12 protein-coding genes are annotated in these 13,881 nt (G+C 44.8%); 11 read left to right on the top strand and 1 reads right to left on the bottom strand.

Going from position 1 to position 13,881, the window contains the following annotated elements:
- The first annotated feature begins 5 nt into the window (after positions 1–5).
- From xseA to NST94_RS20975, 11 genes are all read left to right on the top strand, one after another.
- On the top strand, positions 6–1,385 hold the full coding sequence (gene xseA / locus NST94_RS21025) for an exodeoxyribonuclease VII large subunit (protein WP_339281227.1): 1,380 nt from the start codon (positions 6–8) through the stop codon (positions 1,383–1,385).
- Positions 1,363–1,620 (top strand): exodeoxyribonuclease VII small subunit, encoded by a 258-nt coding sequence (gene xseB / locus NST94_RS21020; protein WP_036682818.1) that lies wholly within the window; start codon positions 1,363–1,365, stop codon positions 1,618–1,620. The genes xseA and xseB overlap by 23 nt, the downstream gene beginning before the upstream one ends.
- Positions 1,607–2,554, top strand: a complete 948-nt coding sequence (locus NST94_RS21015; RefSeq protein WP_076303986.1) for a polyprenyl synthetase family protein — start codon at positions 1,607–1,609, stop codon at positions 2,552–2,554. The genes xseB and NST94_RS21015 overlap by 14 nt, the downstream gene beginning before the upstream one ends.
- A 99-nt stretch (positions 2,555–2,653) precedes the next feature.
- Positions 2,654–4,558 (top strand): 1-deoxy-D-xylulose-5-phosphate synthase, encoded by a 1,905-nt coding sequence (gene dxs / locus NST94_RS21010; protein WP_036682816.1) that lies wholly within the window; start codon positions 2,654–2,656, stop codon positions 4,556–4,558.
- Positions 4,559–4,603: 45 nt separating this feature from the next.
- Complete coding sequence (locus NST94_RS21005; RefSeq protein WP_076129653.1) at positions 4,604–5,506, top strand: TlyA family RNA methyltransferase; 903 nt, start codon at positions 4,604–4,606, stop codon at positions 5,504–5,506.
- Positions 5,507–5,835: 329 nt separating this feature from the next.
- Positions 5,836–6,309: a hypothetical protein gene (locus NST94_RS21000; protein ID WP_232061423.1), complete on the top strand. Its 474-nt coding sequence runs from the start codon at positions 5,836–5,838 to the stop codon at positions 6,307–6,309.
- A gap of 31 nt (positions 6,310–6,340) precedes the next feature.
- The gene (gene argR / locus NST94_RS20995; protein WP_036682813.1) at positions 6,341–6,790 is read left to right on the top strand and encodes a transcriptional regulator ArgR; all 450 of its coding nucleotides are present in this window, start codon (positions 6,341–6,343) and stop codon (positions 6,788–6,790) included.
- Between the two features lie 46 nt (positions 6,791–6,836).
- Positions 6,837–8,564, top strand: coding sequence for a DNA repair protein RecN (gene recN / locus NST94_RS20990; RefSeq protein ID WP_076129654.1), 1,728 nt, complete (start codon positions 6,837–6,839; stop codon positions 8,562–8,564).
- 138 nt (positions 8,565–8,702) lie between these two features.
- Positions 8,703–9,815, top strand: coding sequence for a SpoIVB peptidase (spoIVB, locus tag NST94_RS20985; protein WP_339281226.1), 1,113 nt, complete (start codon positions 8,703–8,705; stop codon positions 9,813–9,815).
- A 197-nt stretch (positions 9,816–10,012) separates the two neighbouring features.
- A complete protein-coding gene (spo0A, locus tag NST94_RS20980; RefSeq protein ID WP_036682806.1) occupies positions 10,013–10,828 on the top strand; it encodes a sporulation transcription factor Spo0A in 816 nt (271 codons plus the stop codon).
- 282 nt (positions 10,829–11,110) lie between these two features.
- Positions 11,111–11,830 carry a hypothetical protein gene (locus NST94_RS20975; RefSeq protein WP_076281391.1) on the top strand — a complete coding sequence of 240 codons (720 nt, stop codon included), beginning with the start codon at positions 11,111–11,113 and terminating at the stop codon, positions 11,828–11,830.
- A gap of 228 nt (positions 11,831–12,058) precedes the next feature.
- Here the strand turns inward: NST94_RS20975 and NST94_RS20970 are convergent, their stop codons facing one another.
- A complete protein-coding gene (locus NST94_RS20970; protein ID WP_076129468.1) occupies positions 12,059–13,801 on the bottom strand; it encodes an ATP-binding cassette domain-containing protein in 1,743 nt (580 codons plus the stop codon).
- Positions 13,802–13,881: the final 80 nt, after the last annotated feature.

The raw sequence follows: 13,881 nt of genomic DNA, 5'->3' as shown, positions 1-13,881 counted from the left end.
GATTCATGGCGGCAGAGCGGCAGGTTTATTCGATCAAAGAACTCAACCGTTATATCCGCATGAAGCTAGACTCGGATAATTTACTTTCGGATGTGTGGATTCGCGGAGAGATATCCAACTTTACACATCATGGCAGCGGGCATATGTATTTTACACTTAAGGACGAGAGCAGCCGCATTAAAGCGATTATGTTTGCTTCTCATAACCAGCGGCTGCCTTTTATTCCGAAGGAAGGCGCTCGGGTAATTGCCAGAGGTAATGTGACCGTCTATGAACGGGATGGGCAATATCAGTTCTACGCCACACATATGCAGCCTGATGGGATTGGCAGTTTATATCTGGCCTATGAGCAGCTGAAGAGCAACCTTGAAAAAGAAGGCCTTTTTGCAGAAGCTCGCAAGCGTTCGTTGCCGCGGTTCCCGAAGTGTATTGGTGTGATTACTTCCCCAACAGGAGCAGCTGTACGAGATATTGTAATTACGCTTCAGCGGCGGTTTCCGCAGGTAGCTATTGTAATCTATCCCGTACTGGTGCAAGGCAAAGGCGCTGCGCCTTCGATAGTGAAGGCGATTGGTGCGCTGAACGCCATGGGTGAAGCCGACGTGCTTATCGTCGGCCGCGGCGGCGGTTCGCTGGAGGAGCTGTGGGCGTTCAACGAGGAGGAAGTCGCGCGAGCGATATCGGCATCAAGGATTCCGGTCATCTCGGCCGTCGGCCACGAGACCGATTTCACGATTGCCGATTTCGCCGCCGACCTCCGCGCGGCTACGCCCACAGCGGCCGCTGAGCTGGCCGTGCCTCATGCCGGCGAGCTAGCTGCGCAGCTTCGCCAGCTGCAGCAGCGGCTGCGCCAGGCGCTGCAACAACGCGCCCAGCGTGGACGCGAGCGCCACTCGGTGCTGCAGCGCTCGCTGGCGCTGGCAGGCCCGCGCCGCACGCTGATTCAGCACACGCAGCGGCTGGACATGCTGCGTGTGCGGCTCCAGCGCTCGGCGGATGCACGGCTCAGCCGTTCCCGCGAGCGCAAGGCGGTGCTGCATCACAGTCTGCAGCGGTTCCATCCGCGCGATAGTGTTGCCGCAGCACGTCAGCTTACAGACAGTCTGCGCCGTGAGTTAATGGGCGCTATGCAGGCTCGTTTGCAGGAGAAGCGATCTCGCTATGTGGCGGAGATCCGCCATTTGGATGCGCTTAGCCCGCTTAAAGTAATGTCACGAGGCTACAGCTTAGTGTATGACGAGGCGGAAGAACATTTAATCAAATCGCTGACTGAAGTACAGCTTGGCGATCTTGTGGTGATAAAGATGAATGACGGACAGCTGAACTGCCAAGTATGGGGGATGAAGGAGGATGGCAAAGACGATGACGAAGGAAGCGGAACTTGATTTTGAAGGCGCTATGGACCGACTGGAGGAAATCGTTCGTGAGCTTGAACACGGCGACGTTCCTCTGGAGAAGGCCATCGATTTATTTCAGCAGGGCATGAAGCTGTCGCAGCTTTGCGGCAGCAAGCTGGAACAAGTAGAGCGTAAGATCGAAATGATTACCCAAGAGGACGGAGAACTGCGCAAAAAGCCGTTTGGTGCACGTCTGGAAGGGGACGCCGATGAATCGCTTTGAGAATGATCTGGAGGGAAGCTCTGCAAGTGAAAGCATGCGGCAGCCGCTGGAGGATTACATCGCGTCGATAAGTGATTTGCTCTCACATGAGCTTGAGACTATTCTTCCCGCAGCTTGGACGGTTCCAGAAAATTTACAGCAAGCGATGAAGTATTCGCTAATGGCAGGAGGCAAACGCCTCCGGCCGCTGCTTGTGATCGCTGCTTGTGAATCACTGGGAGGCAGCCGAGAAGCGGCCTTGCCTGTTGCTGCTGCGATTGAGATGGTACATACCTACTCGTTGATTCATGATGATCTGCCTGCCATGGATAATGATGATTATCGGCGCGGCAAGCTGACGAATCATAAAGTCTTTGGTGAAGCATCGGCTATTCTTGCGGGTGATGCGCTTTTGACCCATGCTTTTTACAGTGTGGTACAAGCCTCGCGTAAATTTGGCATTCCTGCTGAAAATGTTTTATCCATAGTAGAGGATCTGGCGGAAATGGCAGGTCCACGCGGCATGGTCGGCGGTCAGATTGCAGATATGGAAGGCGAGCAAGGACTAACAGATCTAGCGCAGCTGAAATATATTCATCTGCATAAAACCGGAGATTTAATTATTTTTTCGCTGTTAGCCGGCGGACGTATTGCAGGGGCAACAGAGAAGCAGCTTGAAGCTCTGCGTGATTTTGGCACTAGCATCGGACTCGCTTTTCAAATTCAGGATGATATTCTTGATTTGGTTGGTGATGAAGGCAAGCTTGGTAAAAAAACAGGCAGCGATATCAAGCAGCAGAAGGTAACCTACCCTTATTTTATTGGGTTGGAGGAATCTCGTGCTGAGGTGAAGAAGCTTACAGAAGCAGCCCGAAATGCTGTGCTGAATGGCGGTTTTTACGACAACCAGCGCCTGCTGGAAATTGCAGATTATTTAATGGCACGTGATCACTAAGTATGAACTTTCGAAGCGGCTGTATTTCGACAGCCGTTTCGTTTGTGTTATAATGGTTTTTATATATTTTACAACATCTAGGAAAGCGGGGAACTATTCGTGCTGCTTCCACAAATAAATGATCCACAACAACTGAAATCACTGTCAGTCGAAGAATTAACTACTCTTGCAGAGGAGATTCGACGATTTCTGATTGAGAAGCTTACAGCAACCGGCGGGCACCTCGGTTCTAATCTGGGGGTGGTGGAGCTCACGCTGGCCTTACATTATTGCTACAACAGTCCTCGTGACAAAATGATCTACGACGTTGGCCACCAAGCCTATGTCCACAAAATACTGACCGGCCGTCAAGATCGCTTTGATACCCTGCGCAAATATCAGGGATTGTGCGGCTTTGTTAAGCGCTCTGAAAGCGAACATGATGTTTGGGAGGCTGGACATAGCAGCACCTCTTTGTCGGCAGCGATGGGGATGGCTATGGCTCGTGATCTAAAAGGCGAAGACAACAAGGTGATTGCCGTGATTGGTGACGGTGCGCTTACCGGCGGGATGGCTTTTGAAGCGCTTAACCACATTGGCCATGAGAAGCGTAAGCTGATGGTTATTTTGAACGATAATGAAATGTCGATTGCTCCGAATGTAGGGGCGATGCACAATTATTTAAGCAAAATTCGTTCGGACCGTCATTATTTGCGTGCCAAAGACGAGGTTGAAGGGCTGCTTAAGAAGATTCCTGCCATCGGTGGACGATTAGCGAAAACCGCTGAACAGTTAAAAAACAGTCTTAAATATATGATGGTTCCTGGAGTATTGTTTGAAGAGCTTGGCTTTACGTATCTTGGGCCAGTGGATGGACATGATCTGGAGAAAATGATCGACACCTTCCATCAAGCAGATAACGTGGCGGGTCCTGTGCTTGTGCATGTGCTGACGACCAAAGGCAAGGGCTACAAACCGGCGGAGACTGATTTTTATAAATCGCATGCCATTTCCCCTTACAAAATTGAGTCAGGTCAGGCACTTAAAGCTGTAGGTCCTCCAATGTACACCGAAGTATTTGGCAGTACGCTGATTGAGCTGGGACGTGAAGATTCGCGTCTGATTGCAGTTACCCCTGCGATGCCAGGCGGTTCAGGGTTGTTTCCTTTTGCGAAGGAATTCCCGGATCGCATGATTGACGTCGGGATTGCAGAGCAGCATGCGGCAACCTTGTGTGCAGCTTTGGCTATGGAAGGGATGAAGCCGGTATACGCCGTGTATTCTACCTTCATGCAGCGTGCCTATGATCAGATCGTCCATGATATTTGCCGCCATAACGCCAATGTTATGTTCGCCATTGACCGTGCTGGATTTGTGGGTGCGGATGGTGAGACTCATCAGGGTGTGTACGATGTTGCTTTTATGCGCCATATCCCTAATATGGTTATGATGATGCCAAAAGACGAAAATGAGCTGCGTCATATGATGAAGACGGCACTTGAATATAATGACGGTCCAATTGCTTACCGCTATCCTCGTATTAACGGAACAGGTGTGGCAATGGACGCTGAACTGCATACCCTTCCTATAGGATCATGGGAACGACTGCGTACAGGAGAAGGATATGCTGTAGTGGCATGTGGTCCTATGGTTCAAGTGGCAGAAGAAGCCGCTGATTTGCTGAAGCGGGAAGGGATTCAGGTGGGTGTTGTGAATGCGCGTTTCCTGAAGCCGCTTGATAACTCCATGCTTCTTGATTTGGCTCATGCTGGAACCAATATGGTTGTTATTGAAGAGGCTTGCCAAGCGGGAAGTCTCGGCAGTGCGGTATTGGAATTCTACGCGGAGCATGAAATTTATGACGCTCGTGTACATCTGATGGGTGTGCCCGACATCTTCGTGGAGCATGGCTCCATTAAAGAACAACGTCAGCAAACAGGTCTTACCGTAGAAGCGTTATGTGCACGTATCAAGTCCATGATGGCTCTAAGTGCTTATAATTACAAAACGACTTCGTCTTCCTAAGTGGAAGCCGGAAATTAGTAACCCTTGAACGATCGGGAGATGACCATGGAACACCGTAAAGAACGGATTGATGTACTGCTTGTGGAGCAAGGTTTTTATGAAAGCCGGGAGAAAGCTAAAGCTGCTATTATGGCAGGGTTGGTGCTCGCGGATGAGGAACGTATTGAAAAAGCTGGCATGAAGGTCTCGCGGGAGTCTACCCTTAAGGTTAAAGGCTCTGTGCATCCGTATGTCAGTCGTGGAGGCCTAAAGCTGGAGAAGGCTCTTCGCCAATTTAATATTGATCTTACCGGTCGGAACATGCTGGACATTGGTGCTTCCACTGGCGGCTTCACAGATTGTGCGCTTCAGAATGGTGTTAGCCATGTGTACGCCATTGATGTTGGCTATAACCAGCTGGATTGGTCACTGCGGAATGATGAGCGAGTGAGCGTTATGGAGCGTACGAACTTCCGGTATATGACACCTACAGATTTGCAGGGTCCTGTTCCGGACTTTGCCAGTATTGATGTATCTTTTATATCCTTAAAAATAATTCTCCCACCCCTCAAAGCCTTGCTGCAACGTCCAGCAGATATCGCTGCACTCATCAAGCCGCAATTTGAGGCTGGACGTGAGAAGGTTGGAAAATCAGGTGTGATTCGTGATTCCGCTGTCCATAAAGAGGTTTTGATTAATGTACTGACTATGGCTGCAGAGTTAGGATTCGGTCTCCATGGATTGACTTTTTCGCCAATTACAGGCGGGGAAGGCAATATTGAGTTTCTTGCTCATTGGAGACTGACGCCAGAAGTGGCGGAAGGCGAAGAATCATCCGTACAGCCGGCAGCTGCTGTTGCAGCAGTCATTCCAGTGGAGGACTTTCCATCCCTTGCTGATGAAGTGATTAAGCAGGCTACGGGTACATTTAATGTGAGTTCTACTCATGGAAACTCCGCGCGCCGTTAGAGCTTTATGAACACCCCGTCAACCTCAAATGGTCAGCGGGGTGTTTTTTTGAGCGGGAAGTCTGAAGAGTTCAACCTTGAAAATTCCTCTTCATCTGTTAAGATTGAGGGAGCAGATTTGCTCAAAGGGATTGAATTTATTAAAATAAAGACCCGGTATAAAATCCGGGTCTTTATATTTTGAATCTTTTTTAGATTTACTGTGCTTGTTGTAATTGTAAATTGCTGAATTAGCGAATAATATCAATTATGCGGAAAGCTCGTAAAAAGACAGCTTAGAAGCAGGATTTACCAGGGCTTCACGCGAATAAATCACCGAGGTGATTGATAGTGGCGGGTAGCTCTGACAAGGTCGTTATGGCGTTTATTGGGGTAGCATTATCGATTTTTATAATATATCGGATATATGTATGGCTGCAGAGTTCTCCGCGTTCTTTTATGAAGGATCAGATTCCGTTCAATAAAGTGATTATTCCACATCCCTCTATTGATATACTTGAGGATGAAGGATATGAGGTCGTTGGAGGGAAATTAAAAATCCCCTTGTCTTTCAACGTAAATGGGGCGCAGATGTATAGCCGGTTATTTATAGATTATGTGGCGACAAAAGAGGAAGGCTCGTTATATTTAGTTATCCTTTCCAGACCACGCAAGCCTTTGGATTTCACTGGCAGTGGCTTACGTGATACCTTGCTTCCCTACCTGCTGATCTATCCGGAATGCAGCGGCGTTCTATATGTTAATGTAGCAACAGCATCGATCCATGTCATTAAGCTTGGCAAAGACGACGGAGAATCAAACTGAGTCCATATTTTTTATATACCAGGAGGCAACAATGAAGGGACAACGACATATTAAGATTCGTGAAATTATTACACAAAAGGATATCGAGACACAGGACGAGCTTGTGGAAGCCTTGCGGGAATCAGGTTTTCAAGTTACTCAAGCCACAGTATCTCGAGATATAAAAGAGCTGTTGCTCATCAAGGTACCCATGGATGATGGAAGATATAAATATTCACTTCCAACGGATCAACGGTACAATCCCATTCAGAAGCTTAAGCGCGTTCTTGTGGATAATTTTGTGCAGATCGATTCCTCGGCTAATCTTGTGGTGATGAAATGTTTACCAGGTACGGCTAACTCTGTCGCTGCTTTAATTGATAATATTGACTGGCCGCAAATTATGGGAACCCTTTCTGGTGATGATACAATCCTTATCATTTGCCGTTTACCTGAGGACAGCAAGACCGTAATTTCACAAATCATGGGTTATATTTCTTAATTATAATTAATCAGATGCCTGTCATCTTCTCGGAGGTGCTCTATTAGTGTTAGAAACCTTGTCTATACGCAATCTTGCCGTCGTTGAGGCGGTAGATGTGCATTTTTATCCTGGCTTCCACGTGCTTACGGGGGAGACCGGGGCAGGTAAATCCATTATTATTGATGCGCTTGGATTGATTGTTGGAGGCCGCGGTTCTGCGGATTCCATTCGTTATGGTTGTGAAAAAGCGGAGATGGAGGCGCTCTTCAGTCTTCCCAGCGGTCATCCCGTTTGGGAGACTTTGGAGCGTCTTGGCATTGAGGCCCAGCGCGAGGAGCATCTTATTATACGACGCGAGCTTACCTCTCAAGGTAAAAGTACATCACGTGTAAATGGGCAGATGGTCAATCTTACCATGCTTCGCGAGATCGGCGAGCAGCTGGTTAATATACACGGCCAGCATGAGCACCAGAACTTGCTGAAGGCGGAACGGCATCTGGGACTGCTGGATACATACGGAGAACCGATTATTGGTCCGCTAAAGGCAGTTTTTCAGGAAAGGTATTCTGCCTTCGCGAAGGTGGAGAAAGAGCTGCGAGAGCTGCAGGAATCCAGCCAGAAGGCATACCAAATGCTTGACTTATATCGTTTTCAGCTTGAAGAAATTTCATCCGCCGGATTAAAACCGGGAGAAGATGAATTACTTACCGAAGAACGGGTCAAACTATCCCACAGTGAGAAAATGATGGATTCCGTATCGGGTGCATATGAGCTGCTTTACGACAGACAAGGCTTGGAATCGATCGGTAATGTTATTTCCAGACTTGAGGATGCAGTTCGTTACGATGAGAAGGGTCTGCGAACAGTGCTCGAACAGCTGCAGTCCTCATATTACCAGCTAGAGGATGCTGCTTTTCAGCTTCGTGATTACCGGGAAAATATCGAGTTCAATCCGATGCGACTTGAAGAAATAGAGAATCGTTTGGATTTGATCACTGGACTCCGACGTAAATATGGAGAAAGTGTAGAACAGATTTTGGCTTATTATGAACAAATTCACCGGGAAACTGATTTGCTTGAGAATAAAGATGAATATCTGGAGAAACTGACGGCGAAGCGCGATTCGTTGCTGTCTGTATTAATGGAAGCAGCTACGGAATTAAGTGAAGCACGAAAGCTTTGTGCTGCTGATCTGGCCACCCAAGTGGAGGGTGAGCTCAAAGACCTTCAAATGGAAAGAACCTCGTTGCAGGTCAAATTGGACAGGCTGGAGGACCCGCGTGGAGTCGAATACAATGGTCGGCGTATTCGCCTCACAAGACAAGGGATAGACAGCGCAGAATTTATGATATCCCCTAACCCGGGCGAACCCCTGAGACCTCTTGGCAAAATTGCCTCTGGGGGTGAGCTGTCGCGTATTATGCTGGCAATGAAAAGTATTTTTGCGCGCCATGATGCAATTCCAGTTCTAATTTTTGACGAAGTGGATACTGGTGTCAGCGGCAGAGCTGCTCAGTCCATCGCAGATAAGCTGTTTAAGCTGTCCTCTACCTGTCAGGTGTTCTCCATTACTCACTTGCCGCAGGTGGCTTGTATGGCTGACCATCAGTACTTAATCCGCAAAAAGGTTGAGGATGGAAGAACCATGACTGAAGTGGAATCCCTAACGAACGATGGACGTGTAATGGAGCTGGCCAGGATGCTGGGTGGCGTAGAAATTACCGAAAAAACATTGCACCACTCGCAGGAAATGCTTAATCTGGCCGAGGCAAGTAAGGCTGCAACAAGCTAAGCGGAGCAATGATTGACAGTAATAAAAGCCTGGGGGCAAGGTTATCTTATAGGTACGCAATTGGCGACCACCTTTTTCGTCAAGCGAAAGAAGCAAAAGGGAGCGTGACAGCCATTGAAGCCTAACCTCAGGAAGTTAATGCCAGGCCTTTTATTTGCCTTCTTTCTTAGTTTATCGGGCATAACGGGAACAAACCTAAGTTCTGCTGCACCACTGCAAGGTGAACCAGCCAAGGTGACTGCACAAGGAATTCATTCCGAGCTTAAGGTGATCCCGGGAGGTCAAACGATCGGTGTGAAAGTGAAATCAGCAGGTGTTTTGGTTGTTGGTCATCATCTGATTGAAGTATCCGAGAAAACTAAGCTTTCCCCAGGAGAGGTCAGCGGTTTAGCGCCGGGTGATCTGATGATCTCCATGAATGGTGAGAAATTGGACGAGTTGTCCAAGGTGGCCAAGCTGGTGGATCGTGCTGGTAAAGCGAATAACCCCTTGACCATTGTCTTCAAACGCGGAGGTAAAGAGCATACAGCTAAGTTAAAGCCCGCGTATGACATTCATGACAAAGTGTGGCGGTTAGGCCTGTACATTCGTGATTCAGCAGCGGGTGTTGGCACATTAACTTTTTATGCTCCAGAGCAAGGTGTATATGGAGCTTTGGGACATGTGATTACAGACATGAATACCGGTACTCCAATTGTTGTAGGCAGTGGTCATATCGTTCAGTCCAGTGTCACCTCCATATCCAAAAGCCAGGATGGCGATCCGGGCGAGAAACGAGCGCATTTTTTGAAAGAAAGCCAAGTGCTTGGAAATGTGGAGAGCAATACTGACTTCGGCATCTTCGGTAAAATGAGCTCCAATCCCGAGCACAGTCTTTACAAAGAACCTATCCCCGTGGCGATGAGCGATCAAGTCAAGGAAGGTCCTGCTGAGATCCTAACTGTAGTTGACGGACAGCAGGTGGAGCGGTTTAAGGTTGAGATCATTCATGTAGCACATCAGCAAACGCCAGCCACTAAAGGAATGGTGCTGCGGATCACCGATCCACGTCTTATCGATAAGACAGGCGGTATCGTTCAAGGCATGAGCGGAAGTCCTATCGTACAGGATGGCCGTCTCATCGGAGCCGTAACTCATGTATTTGTAAATGATCCTAAGTCCGGTTATGGATGCTTCATCGAATGGATGCTTCAAGATTCAGGTGTGACCAAACAGGAGAATAGGTATTCATTAAATCTTAAGGCGGTTTAGCCTTAAGATTTTTTGTCGAACGATTACGAAGAACCTCGAACATTGAGATAAAATATTTAATTATAATCCAACGCAGAAAAAAAATAAAGAAAAATAATTTTCGACAGAAGGGAATTCGATCTCCATGTCGAAAACGTAAGAGACAAGAAAAAAATGTTATTTTCGAATAGCAGATATAATTAAGGAGGAAGCAGCCAGTGCAGAATATTGAAGTGTTGTTGGCCGATGATAACAGGGAATTTACGAATTTGCTTTCCGAGTACATTTCTGAGCAAGAAGATATGACCGTAACGGGTATCGCCTACAATGGTGAAGAAGTGCTTCAAATGCTTAGCGAAGCGCGTAAAATTCCCGATGTTCTTATTCTTGATATCATTATGCCGCATTTAGACGGCCTAGGTGTATTGGAACGTCTACGTGATATGGATCTGAATCCTCAACCGAAGATCATCATGCTGACTGCTTTTGGTCAGGAGAACATCACTCAAAGAGCTGTACAGCTTGGTGCATCCTATTATATTTTGAAACCGTTCGATATGGAGGTCCTGGCAAATCGTGTACGTCAGCTTGTCGGCTCTCAAGGCAGCATGAGCTCCTCCTCCAACATGTACAATTATTCGTCGACGTCCAGATCGAATGTAGTGCCGCTCTCTAAGGGCAAGAACCTCGACGCTAACATTACCTCGATCATCCATGAAATCGGTGTCCCAGCGCATATCAAGGGCTATCAGTACCTGCGTGAAGCGATCACCATGGTATATAACAATATCGAGATCCTTGGTGCGATTACGAAGACGCTCTACCCAGCAATCGCTGAGAAGTTCAAAACCACGCCTTCACGCGTAGAACGCGCGATCCGCCATGCGATTGAAGTCGCTTGGACACGTGGCAACATCGACTCCATCAGCCATTTATTCGGCTACACGATTAATATCTCCAAATCTAAGCCTACTAACTCGGAATTTATTGCCATGGTAGCCGACAAGCTGCGGATTGAGCATAAGGTTAGTTGAAAGGGTTAGGGGCAGTGCGGGGTAAGGGATTGTGGGTTGCTGGAAGCGACTTTCAGTCAGTATATAAAAATCGATAAACTTGTTTTGAAGCCGATAAACTTTTTTAAATCTCGCCCGATAAACCTAAATGGTTTATTGGGTTTTGTTTTTATTTAAAGATTAGCCATCTTATAAATGGTGAAACTCAAGCAGACATGGAACAATCGGGCGAGCTGGTTAAATAAACCAATCTTCTATCAGATATAGGGAACTACATTTGTGAGTTAAGTCGGAGGAATCTTCATGAATTATTACGAATCAGGTGTTGAAAGAATTAAGAATATTGATGCGAATTTATACATTGGAATTTCAAAAAAAAGATACGAAGAAGTAAGATCTAGAGGTGAATATGAAGCAGATGCTAATTTGATTGCAGAGTATTACCGTAGAGTCGGCGTGTTTTTGCAGTTTATCTCTAAGGAAGCAGCAAGTATATACATAGGTATGGATATGTTATTAGGTTTTAAGATGGAGGAAAATGAGTGGGACATTTTCTTAGAAACGTGTCCGAATTTTAATAAAATTGATATTATGCTTATGAAATTAATAAGTATACATTATTTACGCTGGTGCTCTTTGCTTGATGCGCGCGACAATATCGCATTACAGTTTCCAGATATATATGAACCGATGATCAAATTATTTGAGAGAGGTGGGGGACGGATTAATACCCATCACCACGAACTGGTTGGTGGATTTGGAGCTTTTTCACGCTCTATTTATGCAAATAGAGGAGATATGACCCCTTTTGATATAAGCGATGTTGCTCTAGAAAATATAATTAAGGAAGTAGAACTAGCAGAAGGTTACTTAGCGGACTATAAGAACGGAAATTTATCAGAAAATAATTGTATCCGCTGTGGTAACAAATTATTGATCCTACCAAACTTATCGGATTATGGTTATCAATGGTATAAAATTAAATGCGAGACTAAAGACTGTTTTGATAAAAATTTCTCATGATGCTTCATTATAGTTATATCAATCGGAGAGATGAAGAGAAGTTTGGCAAAAAATGTGTTGAAAAAGATTTTTTTGATAAGTGACCACTGTCCGCGGCATGAGCTATCAATAAAATCAATGCAGTAAAAAGACACTGAGATCTATTCATCAGTGTCTTTAATGTGGATACTTTTCCACCAACATTTTATTTCATCGTTCTTGTAATCATTTCATTCAGAAGGTTGGAATTTAAAGTAACTTAATCAGCTCTTCTAGCTCGTCAACCATACCTTTCGCAAGTTCAAAATTATTGTCTTTTAAAGCTAATTCTATTTTCATTTCAACTGCTTTTTTATTTTGTTCATTTTCTAAATAATCTTTATCAAAATGACTTGCATAAATCATCTTTCTGAATTTTCGCATACTCATTTTTCTAATCGTCTTCTCGTCAATGATTAGTACATAATCCATACCATTTACTACAGAATAGAAATCATGAGAAATCATGAGAATTGCACCTTTATAATCTTCAATGGCTTTCTCCAGTGCGATTTGTGTATAGGTGTCTAAATGGCTTGTCGGTTCATCAAGAAGCAATAAGTTTGCTTTGCTAGCAGAAACTTTCGCCAATTGCAGTATATTTTTTTCGCCACCAGATAAAGATTCTATCTTTTGAGTAAGAATTTCTCCTTCAAAGCCATAGTTTGAAAGATGTGCTCTAATCTCGTCATAAGTTGCAAACCCAGCATCGATGAAGTCTTCTAGTATGGTATTAGAATCCTTTAGCACTTCGTCTTGAAGCTGAGAAAGATAAGCCACTTTAATATCAGCATTTATTTCAATTGAATCATGATTATTTTTAAAGATATCTCGGAGTAAAGTCGTTTTCCCGGTACCGTTTGGACCGATAAGGGCTACTTTATCTGTAGGTTTCATCTCAAAGTTAACATTTTCTAAAATCAACTCATCAAAGGAAACACTATAATTATTCACATTTAAAACAGTGATGTCTTCTTCAAATTCATTGTCCACACCAAAACTGATTTTTGGTTGCTTAATATCAACGAATGGCGCTTTAATTTTTCGCGCTTCCAATCTTTCTTGAAACTTAACCCTAGCTTTTAACGCTCTCCCTCTAGATGCTTCTGAATTATAGGTTGCGATCGCTCTAAGATTATCAATAATGTTATCGTATCTCTCTATTTCTTCTTGTTCAGCGACTGCGATTTCTTGTAACTCAATTTTCGTCTGAAGTAATGAGAAGTTATACTCAATATATCGCCCATCGAACTCTTGGATCTCCATGTTTTCAAGGTGTATAATTTTGTTAAAACAATGATTCAATAGATAACGGTTATGCGTAACAACTAGCAATATTCCTTTGTGAGCATTAATCAGATTTTTAAGTGCATTTAGGTTTTCAAAATCTAAAAATACATCGGGCTCATCCATAATCATTAAGTCTGGGCTAGTCAGCATTTCCTTCATCACTTGAATAAGCTTGAATTCCCCACCACTTAGGTCGGATACCCTAACATCTTTTAGCTTCAAGAGGTTGGCTAAATTTAGTTTCTTATTAATATTGCTTTCAAAATCATTTCCATCCATTAAATCAAAGGCATCTAGAGCTAATTGATACTTTTCGAGTAATGAATCAATATCTGATGATGTTTCCATTTCAGTGAGAATCGCTGTTATTTCATTTTGTATCTTAATAAATTCTTCTCCTATATATTCAAAAACGGTTGTTTCTTTAGATTTGTCTAGTTGCGAAAACTGACTTACATATCCAATTTTGCAGGTGGGGTCCATCTCTAGCTTGCCTTCGAACAAATATTTTTCTGGATCCATCAGTATATCGATCAGTGTACTTTTACCACTGCCGCTTGTTCCTATAAAAGCGCAATGTTGTGCTTCTTCAAGCGTAAATGAAATGTTTTTATATAGTTCTTTTTGCGGGAATGCGAAGGATAAGTTATCAACTTTTATCATAGTGTTACCTTTCTTAACTAAAAATAGTGACTATTATAAGATGTATTGAAGAGTACAGATTTTGAGTTTACCGTTGATAG

Origin of the sequence: Paenibacillus sp. FSL H8-0282 (assembly GCF_037963825.1) — a bacterium.
GTDB classification, from domain to species: domain Bacteria; phylum Bacillota; class Bacilli; order Paenibacillales; family Paenibacillaceae; genus Paenibacillus_AQ; species Paenibacillus_AQ odorifer.
Note: the sequence above shows the minus strand (reverse complement) of the source record. Positions and strands in the feature narration are given on the sequence as shown.

Bases quoted from the DNA above. Each gene is read 5' to 3' on its own strand.
- xseA (WP_339281227.1), top strand. From the start codon at position 6: ATGGCGGCAGAGCGGCAGGTTTATTCGATCAAAGAACTCAACCGTTAT.
- xseB (WP_036682818.1), top strand. From the start codon at position 1,363: ATGACGAAGGAAGCGGAACTTGATTTTGAAGGCGCTATGGACCGACTG.
- NST94_RS21015 (WP_076303986.1), top strand. From the start codon at position 1,607: ATGAATCGCTTTGAGAATGATCTGGAGGGAAGCTCTGCAAGTGAAAGC.
- NST94_RS21005 (WP_076129653.1), top strand. From the start codon at position 4,604: ATGGAACACCGTAAAGAACGGATTGATGTACTGCTTGTGGAGCAAGGT.
- argR (WP_036682813.1), top strand. From the start codon at position 6,341: ATGAAGGGACAACGACATATTAAGATTCGTGAAATTATTACACAAAAG.
- spoIVB (WP_339281226.1), top strand. From the start codon at position 8,703: ATGCCAGGCCTTTTATTTGCCTTCTTTCTTAGTTTATCGGGCATAACG.
- NST94_RS20975 (WP_076281391.1), top strand. From the start codon at position 11,111: ATGAATTATTACGAATCAGGTGTTGAAAGAATTAAGAATATTGATGCG.
- NST94_RS20970 (WP_076129468.1), bottom strand. From the start codon at position 13,801: ATGATAAAAGTTGATAACTTATCCTTCGCATTCCCGCAAAAAGAACTA.